Source organism: Acinetobacter sp. WU_MDCI_Abxe161 (assembly GCF_025514355.1).
GTDB classification, from domain to species: Bacteria; Pseudomonadota; Gammaproteobacteria; order Pseudomonadales; family Moraxellaceae; genus Acinetobacter; species Acinetobacter pittii_E.
In genome coordinates this window covers 272,003-291,762 of the sequence record NZ_JAHPTU010000001.1, presented here as the reverse complement: position 1 = coordinate 291,762, position 19,760 = coordinate 272,003, and the positions used below count along the sequence as shown (strand labels likewise).

The following is a 19,760-nucleotide window of genomic DNA, read 5'->3' as shown; positions in this document are numbered from 1 at the left end:
TTAGTCTTGTTCCAATTCTTTACGAATAAGATCACGTATTTCTTCTGGAAGACGACGAGGCATTAAGTCTTTACTTAAACATGCCAACTCAACCTCACCAGAAGCAAGCAAGATTTCACCACGATAAATATTTTGTTGCAACACAAATGACGCAGCTTTACATGAAACTACACGTGCTGTAACAGTAATTAAATCATCCATTAAAATAGGACGCATATATTTTACGTCAATTTTATATACGACAAAGTTGTAGTCTTTTTGGTGCCAGTAATGATCAACGCCAGCAGCGCGGAGCCATTCGGTACGGGTACGTTCCATATAGCGAATATGGTTGGCATGGTAAACAATACCACCTGCGTCCGTATCTTCAATATAAACACGAATGTTGAATTCAAAATGATTCGCCATGAGAGTATTCCGTTTTTAGTTCACTATAGAGCTTTGCATTTCAATTATGGCTACTGAATAAAATATTCATTTTATTTGAAGCCACGCATATGCTTTAAATACGGGGCAGTTTAGCAGATTGCATACTAAGTCCTATGGCACAACCTTTCAATTGCGATTGCTGTACTTCTAGTCTAAAAACGGTGAACTCTATGACCAGCTTACTTTTAAGTTAAGAAGGTTTCCATGCAGTTTGAACTTGTTTTGATATGTTCGGGTAATCTAATACGAACCTTACATGTAGTTCAGTTCCTGTTTTTAAGGCTTTATTATCTACAATAAAGTAAGGACTATGATTGGGTGCAGCTTGGCTTAAGTCTTGATTTTCTGGTGTTGCACCTAAGAAAACAAAGAATGAGGGCATTAATTTTCCATAATAAGCAAAATCTTCACTTGCACTCTCATTGTGATCCAAAACATGTAGTTTTGAAGCTTCAACAACTTTGGCTAATGTTGGCTGAATAAATTGAGTAAGCGCTTTGTCATTCATAGTTACTGGTGCATAAGGCGCAATTTCAACTTTAGCAGTCACGTCATTGGCTTGAGCATTATGCTCTATCATGGTCGGTAAACTTTTTAAAATATTCGCCCGTATTTGTTCGTTATTAGAACGAATAGTCCCGATCATATTGACCTGTTCAGGAATCACATTACCTGCCGTGCCGCCTTGAATATTACCAATACTGACTACACCCATACCTTTGGTTAGATCAGTTCTTCGGCTAATAAGACTCTGTAAATTATTAATCATTTGTGCCGATGCATAAATTGGATCTCTGCCTAGCCACGGCATCGAACCATGCACCTGCTTGCCGTTGACCTGAATACGTAAGTGGTCTGCACTATTTAAAATAGCTCCATCCTTGTAATAAAGATGTCCACTTTTCATGCCAGCTATGACATGTATTCCAAAAATAGCTTCGGGTTTATAGTCTTTAAAGGCACCATCCGCGATCATTTTCCGTGAGCCGATTTGATCACCCTGTGTGAAGTTATCTATATCTGCTCCACCTTCTTCAGCAGGTTGAAAAACAAAGACGACTGTGCCCGATATTTTATCCTTATTGGCTGCGAGAATTTTTGCTGCTCCTAATAGCATCGCAGTGTGTGCATCATGTCCACAAGCATGCATCACATAAGTTTCTTTACCTTGATAAATTGCTTTTTGTTTACTCGCAAAGGGAACACCACTTTTTTCTTCCATAGGTAGTGCATCCATATCGGCTCTAAGCGCAATGATAGGACCGGGTTTATTGCCTTTTAAAATACCTATTACGCCTGTTTTTGCATAACCTGTTTTGACTTGAATGCCATAAGACTTCAATTCTTTTTGAACCAGTGCAGATGTTTTAAATTCCATATTGCCTAGTTCAGGGTGTTCATGAATATGTTGTCTTAATTGAATGACCTGATTTTCATTTTGTTGTGCAGCATCTTTTACCCAATCTGCTAGGCTTAGCTGGCTCATTAGAACGAGTGGCAAAAATAAAGCGGTTTTTTTATACATATCCTTATCCTAAAAATATTATTGTTCATAAGATTTACTATCTAGATTTCTTATAATTCAGTTTTGAAAAATATTAAAAAATCAATAAGGTATAAAGAAAGACTTAAAAAGTATAGAGTCGCTAATTTATTGATAAGATAATTATTATTTTAAATAGATAGAGAGAGTAAATTAAAAAAGGAAGAGAAAATTCTCTTCCTTTGGTTAGTTTTTAGGCTCAGGTGGCGTCATTCCAAATTGTAAATAAGATTGGTTGGTTGCGATGCGACCTCGTGCAGTACGCATGACATAACCTTGTTGAATTAAATAAGGTTCAATCACATCTTCTAGCGTACCGCTGTCTTCAGCCATAGCAGCTGCAAGAGCTTCAACTCCGGCAGGGCCACCATCAAAACGCTCTAGTAACATACTCAAATAACGCCGGTCTAGGGTATCTAAACCAGCTTTATCAACATTGAGCATATCAAGCGCACGCTGTGCCATTTCATGGGTCACTTCGCCTGTACCTTTCACTTGTGCATAGTCACGTACACGGCGTAATAAACGATTGGCGATACGAGGTGTTCCGCGTGATCGGCGTGCTACTTCTTTTGCACCTTCAACTGTAATGGGTACATCCATCAGGTTTGCAGAGCGTGACACGATGTGAGTTAAGTCTTCTACAGAGTAAAACTCAAGACGTTGCACAATACCGAAGCGGTCACGTAGGGGTGAGGTCAACAAGCCCGCACGTGTGGTCGCAGCAACAAGTGTAAAAGGGGGTAAATCGAGTTTAATTGAACGGGCAGCAGGGCCTTCACCAATCATGATATCGAGTTGGTAATCTTCCATTGCTGGATAGAGAATTTCTTCAATTACTGGTGAAAGACGATGAATCTCATCGATAAATAAAACATCGCCTTCTTCAAGATTGGTGAGCATTGCCGCTAAATCGCCTGCGCGCTCTAATACTGGCCCTGAAGTCGATTTAAGATTACCACCCATTTCACGTGCAATAATATTAGCAAGTGTGGTTTTACCTAAGCCGGGCGGGCCAAAAATCAGTGTGTGGTCTAGAGCTTCACCACGACCACGAGCAGCGCCAATGAAAATTTCCATTTGCTCGCGTACGACTGGTTGCCCAATATAGTCGGCAAGAGAAGTTGGTCGAATAGCCCGATCAAAATGATCTTCAGGTTTTTCTGTTCCACTGATTAGACGGTCTTGCATAAGTGTTTTACTTCATCATGGATTTAAGAGCAGCACGAATAATATCGGCTGATTCTGTGTAATCGGCTTTAACCGCCGCAACAGCTTTTTGTGCTTCAAGTGGTTTATAACCTAAAGATTGCAACGCAGCTTCTGCTTCTGCGACAGGAGAGTTTGCAGCAAATTGAATTTGAGGCATGGTCGCTGCAGTTGAAGTGCCTTGAGCTAATGTTTTGAAACGGTCACGAAGTTCAATCATTAAACGTTCAGCCGTTTTTTTGCCTACACCTGGAACTTTGACCAAAGTATTCACATCATCATGTTCAATAGTGTGAACCAATAATTCAACGCTTAGCGTAGATAAAATGCCTAATGCCATTTTTGGACCGACACCATTTACTTTTAATAAGGTGCGGAAAATTGTTTTCTCTTGAGCATCACTAAAACCATAGAGCTGCTGCGCATCTTCACGGACAACCAAATGCGTCCATAGCGTAACTTTTTGGCCTTTTTGTAATTGGCAAAATGTTGAAAGTGGCGTATCAATTTCATAACCCACACCATTTACATTCAGTAAGACAGTAGGGGCTTCTAGGGCAAACACTTCGCCAATTAAACATCCGATCATAGCGTAATTTCACTTATTCATAACTGTAAATCTGGTCGTTCTAAAATGAATTGAAAACGACACTGGTTTTATTTCTTTCTATATCAAGCCAGCTTAAAACAAGCCAATTTTATTACCTTGCAACTCTTGCGCCAAGCTATAAGCCTGATGATCTGAGAACTTACTAATAATATCGAGTACCTGCATGATATTGCTGTAGTGATTATTGCTAAAATTAGCACCGTATAGGTTAAGGATAGACATTAAACGTTGTTCTTTAAAGCTTAAAGATTTATGTGGTGTTGTGAGTGGTACAAATGCATCCAAAATCGTTTGTAAACTTTGATGCGCAATAATTTCTAAACCAGATTTTTGTGGGTGCTCAAAAATTTTGTCACGTGCCAGATTCTTGGCAGTTTCGATACCTTTTGCAATATCGGGTGAACAATACTGCAAAAGGTTGCCTTTAAGCTGACCTGTAATAATCTCATAATGATTTTTGGCAAATGCTGTGGTCACTTCATCAACAAGACGTTTCATGACTCGACCACGTAATGCTGAGATCTTTTGTTGCCATGTACTGTTTGGATGAGATAACTCTTCAGGTTGGCCATAGTCAGCAATAAGATTTAAGAAAATAGGTTCAACTTCTTGGTAACTCAGCATATTTAAAACAATGCCATCTTCTAAATCAATGAGGGCATAGCAAATGTCATCAGCGGCTTCTAGCAAATAGGTGAGTGGATGACGGCAATAATGATATTCACCGAGTTGAATCAGCCCAAGCTGTTCAGCGATCTGTTTTAAAATTTCTTTTTCAGATTGATAACAACCAAACTTTGCTCGTTGATGTGAAGGTCGATCACCTTGTGAAGCAATTGTTTTTGACAGCCACGGATACTTTAAATAAGCGCCTAAGGTTGCATATGTTAAACGCATACCTCCATCATCTGGGTGATAATCAATGCGGCTTAATAAACGTAAGCCTTGAGCGTTACCTTCAAATTGGCGGACATCGGCTTCTTCTTCTGGGCTTAGTTTTTTTAAAAAATCGTCATGTGAGGCATCATCGAACCATTCACGAATCGCATATTCGCCTGCATGGCCGAAAGGTGGGTTACCAATGTCGTGGGCCAGGCAGGCTGCTTGAATAATGGCACCGACATCGGCAGGGGAAATCCACACAGGTAATTCATCTTTTATTTTTTCTGCGGCAAGCATACCCATTGAGCGACCAATGCAGGAAACTTCAAGGGAGTGTGTTAAGCGAGTGTGAATGCCATCGTGTTGTGCTAAAGGGTGAACTTGGGTCTTACGGTTTAACTGACGAAAACTTTGAGAAAATATAATGCGGTCATAATCTTTATGGAATGGGCTACGAGCCAGTTCTGTACTACTTTTTTTGCTACCTAAACGAACTGCAGAAAGCAGCTCTAACCAACGCATTTGTTCCATTTATCATTATTCAAAACTATAAAGCTTGATCATGCCAAAAAAAAGCTAAAAGCACTAGCTTGGTGCGACATAGTTTGTCTTAGTTGAGGTTTTATTATGTTATTGAATAAACATGAAACAATTTATTTTTAACGAGAATGACTAAAAAAATGATTTTGAACAAAAAAGAAATCACTTCTTGCAGAATTAGGTTACAGAATACTGATTCTACATCTAGCTGATTTTAGCAAGACACAGTAGAATATGCGCTCTCTCTAAAGTCACATTGCGGTAAGGTTCACAAGACCTGCCCGTGGAGCCAAAATCAACATGTTTATCGTGGCCGGTGCAGCAGCACATTCTTCTTTTAAGAAAGCTCAACTATTAACACGTTTATCGTCAATTAGTTCTGTTCAATCTTTTGACAGCCAATGGGTCTATTTGTTTGATCAAGCGCTCAACGAGCAGCAACATCAATCTGCTTTGCAATTATTAAATGACGGTGAGTCTTTTGAACTTCGTCAACCTGCAAGTGATGAGATTCAGATTTTAGTAACACCACGTGTGGGTACTATTTCACCTTGGTCTTCTAAAGCAACTGATATTTTCAAAAACTGTAATACACCTGTTCATCGCTTAGAACGCGGTCTTTTATTTACATTAAAAGGTGTTTCTGAAATTACGAATGAAGTTAAACAAGTACTTCATGACCGTATGACAGAAACAGTTTTTGCTCAAATTGATGATGCAAAAGCATTATTTTCAGAAACAGCTCCAAAACCATTAAATTCAATTGATATCTTAGGTCAAGGCAAAGAAGCTTTGGTTAAAGCGAACAATGAGTTTGGTTTTGCCTTATCTGAACAAGAAATTGATTATTTAACTGAAGCATTCGGTAAGCTTGGTCGTAACCCAAATGACATCGAGTTGATGATGTTTGCGCAGGCCAACTCTGAGCACTGTCGTCATAAAATCTTTGGTTCTGAATGGACAATTGATGGTGAAAAACAACCATTATCATTGTTCCAGATGATTAAAAATACTTATAAAGAATCACCAACTGATGTTTTATCTGCATATAAAGATAACGCATCTGTAATCGTTGGTTATGACACAATGCGTTTTTATCCAAAAGCAGATGAAAACGGTCACTTTGTTTATAAATATAAGAGTCAAGCTGCTCATATTTTAATGAAGGTTGAAACTCACAACCATCCAACAGCAATTTCTCCATTTGCTGGTGCTGCAACTGGTTCAGGCGGTGAAATCCGTGATGAAGGTGCTACTGGTCGTGGTGGTAAACCAAAAGCTGGCTTAACAGGCTTTACAGTTTCTAACTTAAACATTCCTGGTTTTGAACAACCTTGGGAAGAGAACTACGGCAAACCTTCACGTATGGCATCGCCATTACAAATCATGATTGAAGGTCCATTAGGTGGCGCGGCATTTAATAATGAATTTGGTCGCCCAGCGTTAAATGGTTATTTCCGTACTTTTGAACAGAATGTAAATGGTGAAGTGAAGGGCTTCCATAAGCCAATCATGATCGCTGGTGGTTACGGTAACATTCGTCCTGACCATGTAGAAAAAGATGCGATCCAACCAGGTGATTTACTTATTGTATTGGGTGGCCCTGCAATGTTAATCGGTCTTGGTGGCGGTGCAGCATCTTCTGTAGACAGCGGTACAATGGGTGAAAGCCTTGATTTCGCTTCTGTACAACGTGAAAACCCAGAAATGGAACGCCGTTGCCAAGAAGTAATTGATACATGCTGGCGCTTAGAAGACTTTAACCCAATCGTTTCTGTACACGACGTTGGTGCTGGTGGTCTATCAAATGCTATGCCTGAACTTGTGAATGATCATGAGTTAGGTGCAGTTCTTAACCTTCGTAAGATTCCTTCATTAGAACCGGGCATGAGCCCAATGGAAATCTGGTCAAATGAAGCACAAGAGCGTTATGTTCTTGCAATTCGTCCAGAGTCTTTAGAACAGTTCGAATCAATCTGTGCTCGTGAACGTTGTCCATTTGCCGTGTTGGGTGAAGCAACTGAAGCACGTCATCTAACAGTTGAAGATCCATTGTTCCAAAACAATGCAGTTGATATCCCAATGCAAGTGATGCTTGGTGGTACACCGCGTATGCAACGTTCTTATGAAACAATTGAGCGTAAAGGTAACGAATTTGACGCTTCAAAAGTTGATTTGAAAGATGCGATTTTCCGCGTATTGAAAAATCCAACAGTTGCATCTAAGTCATTCTTAATCACCATTGGTGACCGTTCAATTACTGGTATGGTTGCGCGTGACCAAATGGTTGGTCGTTGGCAGATTCCTGTTGCAGATGCAGCAGTAACGACTACAAGCTTACAAGGCTTCACTGGTGAAGCAATGGCGATGGGTGAACGTCCACCAGTTGCATTATTAAATCCAGCAGCATCTGCTCGTTTGGCAGTTGCTGAAGCAATTACCAATATTGCATGTGCAAACATTGAACAAATTAGCGATATCAAACTTTCTGCAAACTGGATGGCTGCTGCTGGTCAAAAAGGTGAAGACCAAGCGTTGTTTGAAGGTGTGAAAGCGATTGGTATGGAAATGTGTCCAGCTTTAGGAATTGCGATTCCTGTAGGTAAAGACTCACTTTCGATGCGTACCACTTGGAACGACAACGGTGAAGATAAAGCTGTAACGTCTCCAATGACTGGTGTAATTACCGCATTTGCTCCAGTAATGGATGTTCGTAAAACTTTAACTCCTGAACTTAAGAATTTAGAAGATTCAGTACTTGTACGCATTGATTTATCTAAAGGCCAGTTCCGTTTAGGTGGTTCGATTCTTGCGCAAGTATATAAAGCGATCGGTTCAATCACTCCTGATGTTGATAGTTTTGATGATTTCAAAGCGTTCTTTGCTTTAATTCAAGATTGGAACAACCGTGGCTTGATTCAAGCTTACCATGACATCGGTGATGGTGGTTTACTCGCAACTGTTGCTGAAATGATGTTTGCTGCACGTTTAGGTGTTGCATTAGCAGACCAAACTCCAGCAAGTCTATTTGCTGAAGAAATTGGTGCAGTTCTTCAAATCAAAGCAGCTGATTGGGACGCTTTACAAGCAGAAGTTGCTGCATCTAGCTTGAAAGATGCAATTACTGTAGTTGGTCGTGTAAACAACACCGATCAGTTATCTGTAAACGGTTTGACTTTAGATCGTGCTGAATTACAACAAGCTTGGTCTGAGGTATCTCATCAGATCCAACGTCTACGTGATAACGTAGAAACTGCTGACCAAGAATTCGCTTTAATTACTGATAAATCACATCAAGGTTTAATTGCTAAACCAACATTCGATTTGAATGAACCTATCGAAGCGCCGTTCATTAACACACGCCGTCCTAATATGGCGATCTTGCGTGAGCAAGGTGTAAATGGTCATATTGAAATGGCAGCAGCTTTTGATAAGGTTGGTTTTAATACTGTTGATGTGCACATGAGTGATTTACTTGCTGGTCGCGTTAGCCTAAGTGATTTTGAAGGTCTAGTGACTTGTGGTGGTTTCTCTTACGGTGACGTAATGGGTGCTGGTGGTGGCTGGGCAAAATCAGTATTGTTCAATGCGAAATTACGTGATCAGTTTGAACAGTTCTTCCACCGTGAAGATACATTCAGCTTAGGTATCTGTAATGGTTGCCAAATGTTGTCACAATTAGCACCGCTTATTCCGGGTGCTGACCACTGGCCACGTTTCCACCGCAATATGTCAGAAGTTTTTGAAGCTCGTAGCGTAAACGTTCGTGTTGAAAAATCTGTTTCTGTATTGCTTAATGGAATGGAAGGTTCGATTTTACCGATTGCTGTAGCACACGGTGAAGGTCGTGCGGTTGCAAGTGAAGCTGACATTGCAAGCTTAAATGCAGCTAACCAAGTTGCATTGCGTTATGTTGATAGCCACGGTAACCCGACTCAACATTATCCATTGAACCCGAACGGTTCGCCGGAAGCGATTACAGGTGTAACGTCTAAAGATGGTCGTGCAACGATTATGATGCCGCACCCAGAGCGTACTTTCCGTGCAATTCAGCACTCTTGGAGTCCAGAAGAGTGGACTGAAGATGGTGCATGGTTACGTATGTTCCGTAACGCTCGTAAGTTTATTGGTTAATATAAACACTGAAATAAGCCACCGACAGGTGGCTTATTTGTATGTAGTACAATTTAAATAGAATAAATAGTAGAGAAGAAGAATGAAATCAAAAATCCATTTCCGTGAATTTGCACTGCTGATGGCATTACTCATGTCTATTGTTTCTTTTTCAATAGATGCAGTTTTACCTGCTTTAGGTGAGATTGGACGAGTTTTTGACTTAAAGAATAACAATCAGACGCAATGGGTCATCATTGGTATTTTTTCTGGCATGACGATAGGGCAACTCATTGCAGGGCCTCTATCTGATGCGATCGGACGTAAACGCATTTTATTTGCAGGAATTATTATTTATTTTTTGGGAAGTTTATTGTGCTTTACCACACAAAGTTTTGAATGGTTTTTAGTTGGCCGCTTCATTCAAGGAATTGGAGTATCCGGTCCTTACGTAGCTTCTATTTCAATTGTGCGCGATAAATACAGTGGTGCACAAATGGCACGTATTATGTCCTTAATTATGATGGTGTTTATGGTTGCTCCAGCAATTGCACCAAGTTTGGGGCAGCTCATTATTCATTTCTTTGGCTGGCGTGAAATTTTTGTTTTATACATGGTCTATGCCACAGTCGTTGGAGCGTGGGTAGCATTACGACTAGAAGAGACGCTACTTCCTGAAAATCGTTTACCTATGCGCTTGCAAGCTTTTCAAGAGGGATTTAAAGAGGTCGTAAGTAATAAAACCACCATGAGTTATTTGCTATGTGCGGGTTTTTGTTTTGGTGGATTTATTGGTTATTTGGGAACTTCTCAACAAATTTTTATGCAGCAGTTTGGTAAAACGGGGCAAGAGTTTAGTGCTTATTTTGCTGTGCTTGCAGGTGTAATGGGAGTCGCTTCATTTACCAACTCTAAAATTGTGATGAAGTTCGGTATGCGTCCAATCTGTATTTATGGCTTTTTGGGTTTATGCTTAATTTCTTTAGTTTTCTTAGGAATTCAACTTTTAGGCGTGGCTGTTTCATTCTGGATGTTTATGCTTTATGCCTGCATACTATTCTTATTATTTGGAACTCTATTTGGTAATTTAAACGCGATTGCAATGGAACCGATGGGACATGTTGCTGGTATGGCTTCGGCTATTATTGGTGCAGCTTCGTCTGTTTTGTCACTTATTTTAGCCTCTATTATTGGGCAATTATATAACGGTACATTAATTCCAATGACAGGCGGCTTCGTTATTTTATGTGGTTTGGCTTGTGCTATGACCATATATGAGAATAGATATTTAAAGAAATCGAATGCTTAAAATAGTTAAGAAATAATAATAGCTTTCTGAAATTTATTTATTTATTTCTGTCGAACATATTGAGGTCATAACAGTATGGTAGATATTAAATATAAAAGAAGCTAATTGAAGCATTAAGAATGACATACCTATAAATAAGGAATTATATAATATATAATTTGTTATAAAGAAAATGCACTTATCGTGTGTTGAAATAACTGAAATAATCGAAGATAAGGAAGTGGATTTGCTGAAAAAAACAACAGAGAATAAAAAGAAAGCATATATTAAATAATAGAAAAATACTCTCATAAATAGTAAATGTGAATATTTTAGTTGAGAAAATCCGTAAGGTTTTCCTTCAGAATTATAGAGTTCCATTGAGAGACTATGATTTAATACTGAGCAAAATATAGTATAACCTGCTATTAAAAAGCCTAGAACAGTTAGGACGGCTGCTAAAAGAGTAGAAGATAATTCTGGAATGTCTTTTACAAGCTCTTTATCATCAATTCCTAAAGTAAAAATTAAAGAGATAATGCAAAAGATAATTAATAGAAACTTATTCGTTTTAGAAAATGGAATTTTTCTCGAAACTCTATAAACTTCGAATAAGTTCTTTTCATTTAATAACTCCTCACACATTTGTACATTTTTGTTATTTTCCATCTTCACTTTTCTCAGTTATATTAAGACTTTGTAGCTTACTTTTAACAGAGCTCTTAGTTTCTGGGATGATAATTTTCTTTTGATTGCTTAATTTTAAAAAAGATCCATAGAGTTTTTTTCCAGTCTCTAAAATATTTTCTAAATTAATACCGCTAATTGTTTTAATAACTTTAAATTTTTCATTATTCCCTTTGATGACATCACCAGACTCATTAATTCCTTCGATTAGTATGCCTTGATTACCTTGTTCAGTAGCTTCATCGAGTTGCTCTAGTGTTTGATCAAAATCTAAGCCATCTTTTTTATTTGTAAATGAAATTGTAGTTGTTGAACTCTTAATAGCATCAGTTTTTAATTGTGCTTTCTTGATTAGATCATTTTTAAATTGAAGTTCATCATTTCTTTTCTTTAAAGTAATTCTAATACTTTCTATTTTTTTATATTGAATTAGAAATTCTTCAAGACTTTCACGAGTATTTAGGGGCGTAATGTTTACATCGGGTAAACCATATTCTTTAATAAAATCTCTTTTAGATTCTTCAAGTAAGGACTCAGCATATCTTTTTGTTTGACGACGGAAAAATGTCTGACAAGTCTCTTTGAACATTTCTAAAGTTGGAGCATGTGGAGTTTCTTTTAAATAAATTAAACGATGATTATTTAAAATTAGAACAAAAATAGCAGATGGGGAAGTCTGTATTGATCGTTTTTGTGGCTTCAGCTCTTTTGCATCATAGTCATATACTTGTGTACTAGTTAATCGTGTATCACGAATGAATCTACCTACAATAGCAAAAGTTTTCTCCTTATTATTAGGGAGTTGGATAACTTGGGTGGACTGAAAGAAAAAGCTTCCTCGTTTGACTTTCCATGTATCTTCAATAGTAAAGGCTGGTAATATAATCTCATGGAGCATATCTACTAAATTGTGTGTATTAAATTTGCACACGAAATTTGCAAGTTCATATGTATAAGTATTGATGTTCATCTGTTTAATAAAGTTATTTGTATTGCTTAAATATAACACTAACAGTTCTTATTTTAAATTATGTTTAATAAGTTTGATTAATATATTTCAAATACTTATTGTTAAAATTTACTAAACATTGGTTTAAGAAAATTTTAATCGATTAACCATATAAATTTTAATAGCTATAAAGTTAAATTGATATTAAAGTAATTTGAGGACTAAATTTATTTTAGTTGGTTCAATTTTTGCTTTCTCTGTAACAACGATAAAAATCGGAGATCAAAATGATGAAAAATAAGTATCACATAAGAACAATGTATACCAAAGATAAGGGCTGGCGTTTATTTGGCTTGGCACTTGCCATTCAAATCCTTTTTATTGGAGCAAATTATCTAGTAATGATGAGCTGACTTTAATTCTAAAGCTTTTTTAAAGGTATGATTTAAGCTAGTTCAATAGTCAGGAGTCATTCTACTCATGTTAAAGCTGATTTATTACGTGCCTGATTCACATCTTGAGTCGACTAAACAAGCCATCTTTTCTGCTGGTGCGGGTGGGATCGGTAATTATGAACACTGCGCATGGCAAGTAAAAGGAATCGGGCAGTTTAAACCAGTTAAAGGCGCAGATCCTTATATCGGAGAGGTGGGTGAGCTTGAACAAGTGGATGAGTGGCGGGTTGAAACCATTGTAATTGAAGAAAATGCAAAGGCTGTAGCGAAAGCATTAAAGGCAAGCCATCCTTACGAAGAGCCTGCCTTTGAGTTTATTCAAATCATAGAAATTGATTTTAATTAAACTGTAAGAAATCTGGTTTACGTTTTTGCATAAATGCCTGTACAGCCTCTAGCATTTCTGGAGACTGAACTCGCTGCATAAAGATTTCAGCTTCATGATCAATACATTCAATAATTTGGTCTAGATTATGCTTCATCAATGCTTTTGTTTGCTTTAACGATGCAAGCGGTAAAGCTGCTAAATGTTGAGCAGTTGCCTGAGCGGTCGCATAAACATCTTCAACGACTTCATTCACTAAACCTGCTTGTACTGCGGTTTCTGCATTAAATTTTTTCGCAGTAAATAGAAGCTCAGCTGCTTTATGATAGCCAGCTTGTTGAATAAGTAATTGGCTAGCACCACCTTCTGGAGAAAGGCCAAGACTAACAAATGGAATTTGGAAAAGGGCCGTGTTGTCAGCAAAAATTAAATCTGCATGTAATAAAATTGTAACTCCGATACCAATTGCTACACCTTTTACTGCAACAATCAGTGGCTTTGATAATCGGGCAGCAGATTTAAGGAGTACGAATGGAGGAACTTGACCCGCTGGGCCTGCATTAGGATTTTGTACAAAACCCATAAAATCTTTCATATCATTACCGGCGGTAAAATCTTGCTCTACACCACGTAGAACAACCACTCGGACGTCTTTATTGAGATCGGCTTCATCTAGTGCTTGAGCAATCCATAAATAAAGTTCGCCATATAATGCATTCTTTGCTTCTGGACGATTTATGGCTAAGGTGAGTACGCCACCTTCTAAATTTGCGTGTAAATGTTGATGAGGTTGTTGAATACAGCTAAGTGTCATCGTACTATCCTTGCTTTAAACCAAGTTGTTAATTTTTAGGTTCTCATTATGGCGCATATTTTCTGTAATGCGGGTAACTGGTGAGTTCATAAAAAGTGAAAATCTAATTATGTATAAATTTGACTATCTCGTTTTTATAGGGCGTTTTCAACCATTTCATTTGGCTCATATGCAGACAATTGAAATTGCCTTACAACAAAGTCGTTATGTGATTTTGGCATTAGGTTCTGCTCAAATGGAACGTAATATTAAAAATCCGTTTCTTGCAGTTGAACGAGAGCAAATGATTTTATCTAATTTTTCACCAGATGAGCAAAAACGTATTCGATTTGTGCATGTGGTCGATGTCTATAATGATGAAAAGTGGGTAAAACAGGTCAAATCTTTAGTAAATGGCGTGATTGAACCAAACTCAAAAATTGGTCTAATAGGGCACTTTAAGGATGAGTCATCTTATTATTTAAGATTATTTCCAGAATGGACGATGGTCGAACTCGATAGCCTAAAAGACTCAATTTCAGCGACGCCAATGCGTGAAGCTTATTATCGTGGTGAAATCCAAACGGAATTTTTCCCTATAGGTACTATTCAATTTTTAGATGAGTTTAAGAAAACACGTATTTATCAACAACTGCAACAACGATTTAAAGAAGATGATCGCTCTAATTTAGATGATTTTGAATAAGTGAATATAGATTAAGCATCTGCCTAAAAAATAATTCGGTTTGAAAAAGGATCTGTGATACAGAGTTCGAGTGTTTCCCAATCTGTTTTTTCAACCTGAGGCTTAGAAAATTTATAATCTTTTTTGCTTAGTTCACTGTGCAGCTCATAAATATGTTCCCAATAAATACGGATTGCACTATGTGGACTCGCATCATCAAAATGCTCAGATAGATGGATGACGCAATCGTCTTTAGAAATCTGTAAATATAGTGGGAAATTGTCTTCAAATTGGTGTTGCCAATCAAGCTGAAAGCCTAAGAACTCAAGATAGAATGATTGAGCTAACTCAACATCAAAAATTCTTAAAATAGGTGTGATCGAACCTGATTGCATCTTTTTTCCTTTTAACGTGTACCAAATTGTTGCGTCCAATAGCTCTTTTGTTTTGCTGATTGATCAGAAGCACAAGCAATTGCATAAGTTGTAAATTTAGGATTCATGAGGTTACTACAATGTAAGGGGCTCGATAGCCATCTAGACATCACTTCATCTAATGTTTTCTGTCCACTAGCGACATTTTCACCATTGGCTTTACCGAGTGTATTGTAAAGTTTTAAGCGTGATTTTAAGTCTAGGCCAGTAGAGCCAACATGCCCAAGAAAATTATGTGTAGCCATATCTTCACTATGGGAAAGTGCACCTTTATATAAATTATTGCTCCAACTTAGTGGTCTGGTTGCAGAAAAATATTGTCGACCACATTGGCGTGATTGCTGACGGATTTGATTAATTTTTTTGAGTACAGCTTGTTGATAGGCTGGGTTTTGTAAATCTTGGCAGCTTATTTCTTTTGAATTTTTCTGAATTTGAGCAAGTGATGTACTGGTGTCAGTTGGTACGGCTAATGTATTTGCACTACATGCACCAATAAAGAGAATGGCAGGCAGTAAAGAGCAAGTTTTGAGTGAACTCATATCAATGCCTTAAACTAATTATTCTAATATCTTTATCATACGCCAAACTAAAATTATTCGGTAATGCTTTGCACTAAAAAAGCGAGTATTAAACTCGCTTTTTGTTGGTTGAATTTATTAAGCTGTTTGCAGAGATTTTAGGTCTTCTAGCACTTGTTCTGCGTGTCCAGCAGCCTTAACTTTACGGTAGCTTTTAACCAATTCTTTGTTATGGAAAATAAAAGTAGAACGTTCAATACCCATTACTTTTTTTCCATACATATTCTTTTCTTTAATCACATCAAAATGATGACAAAGAACTTCTTCTTTATCACTAATCAGGTCAATAGTCAGTGCCTGCTTCTCTGTAAAATTTTGATGGGCTTTCACTGAATCACGTGAAACACCGATAATGCGGGCACCTAAAGCTTCAAATTGATCTTTCAAACAAGAAAAACCAACTGCTTGTGTTGTACACCCTGGTGTTGAGTCTTTAGGATAGAAGTAAATGATTAACCATTCATTTTCGACTTCGGTCAAGTTCACTTCACCGTGTGTGGTAGGGAACACCTGATTTGGCAGTTGAATATTCTCAGACATTTCTTATCCTTTAAAAGTTAAATTTGATCTAATTCAAGTGGTAAAAAAGCATATTCCTCATGATAAACAATATTAAGTTTTCTTACAGGAATTGCTTTGTTAAAAATTGGCCCATCAACTACAGTCGTATGAAATTCACCGCCCTCACCACATGGATCAATGCCACGGTTTTCAAGTTCTTGAATATATTCTAAAGTTAAGATTTTACCTAAATCCTCGACCTTCATCCCTAGTTTTAGATTCACAGTAACAATGACACTTTTGAATCCAAGAGTAATGAATTCTTCAACAACTTCACGATGCGGACGTAGCCAAAGAGGCATGCCTAATTGAAGTCCCACTTGTTGAGTTACTCGATCATGCCAACAGCCATGTTCAGGCATATCAAGATCACCTGTAACCAGTACTTCAGCTCCTTGTTGCTTTGCTTGATTGAGTAATTCAATAAACTTAGGTTCATAGTCATTCCAACTTGATGAAGCCATGAACACTGGCAGGCCGACTGCTTCAGCTTGTGCTCGAATAATATCAAGTGGCATAGCATGAGAACGAGAACGGTGGCCATGTTCTTCTAGCATTATAATCAATCCAAGCACTTCGCCAGTCTGCATTGCATAGTAGAGCGCTAGCGAACTGTCTTTGCCTCCACTAAATGAAACAATAGACCTTTTATGGTTAGCATTCGTTTTCCACTGTTCTTGCATGGCTTACTTCAAAAGAATTGATCAAAAGTTAAGGTATTTTAACAGAGCTACAAAAAAGCCTGCATAAATGCAGGCTTAATTTGGAACATTAAACTCTTATTTCTTAGGAGCTTGTTGTTGAGCTGCTTTCATAGCTTCTTCAGTTAATTTTTCAAGTTTAGTTGTTAACTGAGGACCGAAACATGCTTTAAGATCACGGTTTTGTTGTTGTACAAATCCTAGAGAACTTGGGCTCTTCTTCGCATTGATTGCACTTTGGATTTCCCATTTTTGTGCTTCAGTCACTTTACCTTGTGCTTCAACTTGGCAGCTACAGAATTTGCTAACTTCAGATGAACTTAACTTGCCGCCTTTAGCTGTTTGTTCTTTACAAACATTAACTAATGCGCCTTTAACGTTAGTACTTTTATATGCTGCTTGAACTGGGTTCTCAGCAGCGTGAGCTGCACCAGCCATAAGAGCTACAGTTGAGAACAAAGATGAAAGAATAAGATTTGATTTTAACAACTTCATAAATTTTACCTACTTATTACGGTATATAGCGTGTTGGGTCGGCAACACCAGCCTCTTTAAAGCCTTCTTTACGCAAACGGCAACTGTCACATTTGCCACACGCACGTCCTTGAGCATCTGCTTGGTAGCAAGATACCGTTTGACTATAGTCTACGCCATGTTCAATACCTAAACGTATGATATTCGCTTTGGATAAATGTAACAGGGGTGTTTCAAACTTAAGTGGTTTTCCTTCTACGCCAGCTTTAGTTGCTAAACGAGCCATATTGGCAAAAGCATCAATAAATTCAGGACGACAGTCAGGATATCCTGAATAATCAACAGCATTGATGCCAATAACAATTGCTTCAGCATTAAATACTTCAGCTGCTGCTAGAGCATATGAGAGGAAAATAGTGTTACGCGCTGGTACATAAGTTACAGGAATACCTTCTTGTAACTGTTCTGGTACGGCAATGTTGTGATCTGTAAGTGCTGATCCACCTAAATTAGCTAGATCAATATTAATTACACGATGTTCAACACCCGAACGCTGAGCTAAAGCTTTTGCAGCATCAAGTTCAGTAGTTGAGCGTTGACCATACATAAAACTAATAGCAATACATTCATAGCGCGCTTGTGCCCAAGCTAGGCAAGTGGTTGAGTCTAAGCCGCCTGAAAGTAAAACAATGGCACGAGAGCGCATATTTTTCTCCATATTCGGAATGATTTATTTTATTGAGTGATTAACGACCTGATTCATCATTCCAAAGCAGTTTATGTAACTGAAGTTGGAAACGAACCGATAATTTATCATCAAGTATCCACTGTGCCAGATCACGTGCTAAACGTGGCAGGCCTACAGCACCTTTTTCAACTGCAAAGGCAGGGGAGAACCAAACGGTACTGACTTTTTTATGCAGTTGGTATTTTTCAACTTGTTGCTTTGACCATTCATAGTCTTCACGATTGCAAATGACGAATTTAATTTGGTCATGCAATGTTAAATGATCAAGATTGCTGATGAGATTACGGTGTTCCTCACCAGAAGTTGGAGTTTTTAAATCAAGAACTTTAGAAACACGAGAGTCGACTTTCGATACATCAAGTGCACCACTGGTTTCTAAGGAAACGTCAAAACCTGCTTCACATAAACGTTGTAATAAAATCAAACAGTTTGGCTGTGCGAGAGGTTCACCACCCGTCACACAAATATAAGGTGTTTGATATTGCTTGGCTGTTTCAATGATATGTTCAAGTGAAAAACGTTCGCCACCTTCAAAAGAATAAGTGGTATCGCAATAGCTACAACGTAATGGACAGCCCGTTAGACGAATGAATACAGTCGGTAGGCCAGAGGCGTTTGCTTCACCCTGCAACGAGTAAAAAATCTCGGTAATGCGTAAACCGGACGCAGGGTCTGAGACAGGAATTGCAGAGGAACGTAAGGAAGCCATTCTAGAAATACCACACTATATAAAAAATAAAATCTCTACGATCAGTAGGATCGTAGAGATGGGGAGCGATTAAAGCTCCGCAAGAGAGTTATAACAAATTAGTCAGCACGTAACAAATCGTTTAAGCTTGTTTTGGCACGCGTTTGCGCATCAACTTTTTTCACGATGATCGCAGCATATAGGCTGTAAGTACCACATTTAGATGGCAAGCTGCCTGAAACTACAACTGAACCTGCTGGTACACGACCATAATGGATTTCACCAGTTTCGCGGTCATAAATTTTAGTTGATTGACCAATGAAAACGCCCATTGAAATGACTGAGCCTTCTTCAACAATAACACCTTCAACGATTTCTGAACGTGCACCGATAAAGCAGTTGTCTTCAATAATAGTTGGGTTTGCTTGTAATGGCTCTAAAACACCGCCAATACCTACACCACCAGATAAGTGAACATTTTTACCGATTTGAGCACATGAACCTACAGTTGCCCATGTATCAACCATTGTGCCTTCATCTACATAAGCACCAATGTTTACATAAGATGGCATTAACACCACGTTTTTAGCTTGGAAGCTACCACGGCGTGCTACAGCTGGAGGAACAACACGAACGCCTGCTGCTTTAAATTGCTCTTCAGTCCAACCAGAGAATTTAGTTTCAACTTTGTCGTAGAAACGAAGATCACATGACTCGATTGGTTTATTGTCATTTAGTTTAAATGATAATAAAACAGCTTTTTTTAACCATTGATGAACAACCCATTCACCATTGATTTTTTCAGCAACTCGAAGTGTACCGTTATCTAAACCAGCAATTGCTTCTTCAACAGCTTGGCGAATTTCGCTTGAACAATCTGCTGCAGTAAAATTTGCGCGGTCTTCAAATGCTTGCTCAATGATCGTAGAAAGCTGAGACATGATCTTCCTTCCATAAAAAATTTTAAAGATTTTACACTAATTTGTGACAAGAATCTTTCAAAAAACGTGTTAGGTTTAATTGGTGATATAAATGAGGTAAATCGGAATAAGCTTATTAGATAAT

At 38.1% G+C, this 19,760-nt stretch carries 21 protein-coding genes; 5 read left to right on the top strand and 16 right to left on the bottom strand.

What is annotated here, in order from left to right:
• The 5 genes from ybgC to KTI78_RS01390 form a co-directional block, all read right to left on the bottom strand.
• Nucleotides 1–408 (bottom strand): tol-pal system-associated acyl-CoA thioesterase, encoded by a 408-nt coding sequence (gene ybgC / locus KTI78_RS01410; RefSeq protein ID WP_001273591.1) that lies wholly within the window; start codon nt 406–408, stop codon nt 1–3.
• 211 nt (nt 409–619) lie between these two features.
• A complete protein-coding gene (locus KTI78_RS01405; RefSeq protein ID WP_262444976.1) occupies nt 620–1,954 on the bottom strand; it encodes a M20 family metallopeptidase in 1,335 nt (444 codons plus the stop codon).
• 204 nt (nt 1,955–2,158) lie between these two features.
• The gene (ruvB, locus tag KTI78_RS01400) at nt 2,159–3,163 is read right to left on the bottom strand and encodes a Holliday junction branch migration DNA helicase RuvB (RefSeq protein ID WP_262444975.1); all 1,005 of its coding nucleotides are present in this window, start codon (nt 3,161–3,163) and stop codon (nt 2,159–2,161) included.
• Between the two features lie 7 nt (nt 3,164–3,170).
• The gene (gene ruvA / locus KTI78_RS01395) at nt 3,171–3,770 is read right to left on the bottom strand and encodes a Holliday junction branch migration protein RuvA (protein WP_032053016.1); all 600 of its coding nucleotides are present in this window, start codon (nt 3,768–3,770) and stop codon (nt 3,171–3,173) included.
• Nucleotides 3,771–3,863: 93 nt separating this feature from the next.
• Nucleotides 3,864–5,204, bottom strand: coding sequence for a deoxyguanosinetriphosphate triphosphohydrolase (locus KTI78_RS01390; protein WP_239975155.1), 1,341 nt, complete (start codon nt 5,202–5,204; stop codon nt 3,864–3,866).
• 309 nt (nt 5,205–5,513) lie between these two features.
• Here KTI78_RS01390 and purL point away from each other — a divergent pair, with 309 nt between their 5' ends.
• Nucleotides 5,514–9,347: a phosphoribosylformylglycinamidine synthase gene (purL, locus tag KTI78_RS01385; RefSeq protein WP_262444974.1), complete on the top strand. Its 3,834-nt coding sequence runs from the start codon at nt 5,514–5,516 to the stop codon at nt 9,345–9,347.
• Between the two features lie 82 nt (nt 9,348–9,429).
• Entirely contained in the window at nt 9,430–10,635 is a 1,206-nt protein-coding gene (locus tag KTI78_RS01380; RefSeq protein ID WP_262444973.1) for a multidrug effflux MFS transporter, read from the top strand.
• Nucleotides 10,636–10,668: 33 nt separating this feature from the next.
• Here KTI78_RS01380 and KTI78_RS01375 read toward each other — a convergent pair whose 3' ends face one another.
• Nucleotides 10,669–11,283: a hypothetical protein gene (locus KTI78_RS01375; RefSeq protein WP_262444972.1), complete on the bottom strand. Its 615-nt coding sequence runs from the start codon at nt 11,281–11,283 to the stop codon at nt 10,669–10,671.
• Nucleotides 11,273–12,199 carry a hypothetical protein gene (locus tag KTI78_RS01370; RefSeq protein WP_262444971.1) on the bottom strand — a complete coding sequence of 309 codons (927 nt, stop codon included), beginning with the start codon at nt 12,197–12,199 and terminating at the stop codon, nt 11,273–11,275. Before KTI78_RS01370 ends, KTI78_RS01375 begins: the two co-directional genes overlap by 11 nt.
• 338 nt (nt 12,200–12,537) lie before the next feature.
• Between KTI78_RS01370 and KTI78_RS01365 the strand changes: the two genes are divergently transcribed.
• Nucleotides 12,538–12,663 (top strand): KGW motif small protein, encoded by a 126-nt coding sequence (locus KTI78_RS01365; RefSeq protein ID WP_002118600.1) that lies wholly within the window; start codon nt 12,538–12,540, stop codon nt 12,661–12,663.
• 67 nt (nt 12,664–12,730) lie between these two features.
• A complete protein-coding gene (locus KTI78_RS01360) occupies nt 12,731–13,051 on the top strand; it encodes a hypothetical protein (protein ID WP_057074316.1) in 321 nt (106 codons plus the stop codon).
• Here KTI78_RS01360 and KTI78_RS01355 read toward each other — a convergent pair.
• Nucleotides 13,044–13,844 carry an enoyl-CoA hydratase-related protein gene (locus KTI78_RS01355; protein WP_262444970.1) on the bottom strand — a complete coding sequence of 267 codons (801 nt, stop codon included), beginning with the start codon at nt 13,842–13,844 and terminating at the stop codon, nt 13,044–13,046. The two genes, KTI78_RS01360 and KTI78_RS01355, sit on opposite strands and share 8 nt — an antisense overlap.
• 109 nt (nt 13,845–13,953) lie before the next feature.
• Between KTI78_RS01355 and KTI78_RS01350 the strand changes: the two genes are divergently transcribed.
• On the top strand, nt 13,954–14,529 hold the full coding sequence (locus KTI78_RS01350) for a nicotinate-nicotinamide nucleotide adenylyltransferase (RefSeq protein ID WP_080649570.1): 576 nt from the start codon (nt 13,954–13,956) through the stop codon (nt 14,527–14,529).
• Between the two features lie 23 nt (nt 14,530–14,552).
• On the opposite strand, the gene KTI78_RS01345 is transcribed toward KTI78_RS01350, so the two are convergent.
• From KTI78_RS01345 to dapD, 8 genes are all read right to left on the bottom strand, one after another.
• On the bottom strand, nt 14,553–14,903 hold the full coding sequence (locus KTI78_RS01345; RefSeq protein WP_224991510.1) for a glyoxalase superfamily protein: 351 nt from the start codon (nt 14,901–14,903) through the stop codon (nt 14,553–14,555).
• Nucleotides 14,904–14,914: 11 nt separating this feature from the next.
• Nucleotides 14,915–15,484, bottom strand: coding sequence for a CAP domain-containing protein (locus KTI78_RS01340; RefSeq protein WP_224991509.1), 570 nt, complete (start codon nt 15,482–15,484; stop codon nt 14,915–14,917).
• A gap of 117 nt (nt 15,485–15,601) precedes the next feature.
• Nucleotides 15,602–16,063 (bottom strand): peroxiredoxin, encoded by a 462-nt coding sequence (locus tag KTI78_RS01335; RefSeq protein WP_032053028.1) that lies wholly within the window; start codon nt 16,061–16,063, stop codon nt 15,602–15,604.
• Between the two features lie 17 nt (nt 16,064–16,080).
• On the bottom strand, nt 16,081–16,767 hold the full coding sequence (locus tag KTI78_RS01330; protein WP_262444969.1) for a diphthine--ammonia ligase: 687 nt from the start codon (nt 16,765–16,767) through the stop codon (nt 16,081–16,083).
• A gap of 96 nt (nt 16,768–16,863) precedes the next feature.
• On the bottom strand, nt 16,864–17,280 hold the full coding sequence (locus tag KTI78_RS01325) for a hypothetical protein (protein ID WP_016140272.1): 417 nt from the start codon (nt 17,278–17,280) through the stop codon (nt 16,864–16,866).
• 16 nt (nt 17,281–17,296) lie between these two features.
• On the bottom strand, nt 17,297–17,965 hold the full coding sequence (gene queC, locus KTI78_RS01320; protein ID WP_224991506.1) for a 7-cyano-7-deazaguanine synthase QueC: 669 nt from the start codon (nt 17,963–17,965) through the stop codon (nt 17,297–17,299).
• A gap of 40 nt (nt 17,966–18,005) precedes the next feature.
• Entirely contained in the window at nt 18,006–18,716 is a 711-nt protein-coding gene (queE, locus tag KTI78_RS01315; RefSeq protein WP_016140274.1) for a 7-carboxy-7-deazaguanine synthase QueE, read from the bottom strand.
• Nucleotides 18,717–18,814: 98 nt separating this feature from the next.
• The gene (dapD, locus tag KTI78_RS01310) at nt 18,815–19,636 is read right to left on the bottom strand and encodes a 2,3,4,5-tetrahydropyridine-2,6-dicarboxylate N-succinyltransferase (RefSeq protein ID WP_016140275.1); all 822 of its coding nucleotides are present in this window, start codon (nt 19,634–19,636) and stop codon (nt 18,815–18,817) included.
• Nucleotides 19,637–19,760 lie beyond the last annotated feature (124 nt).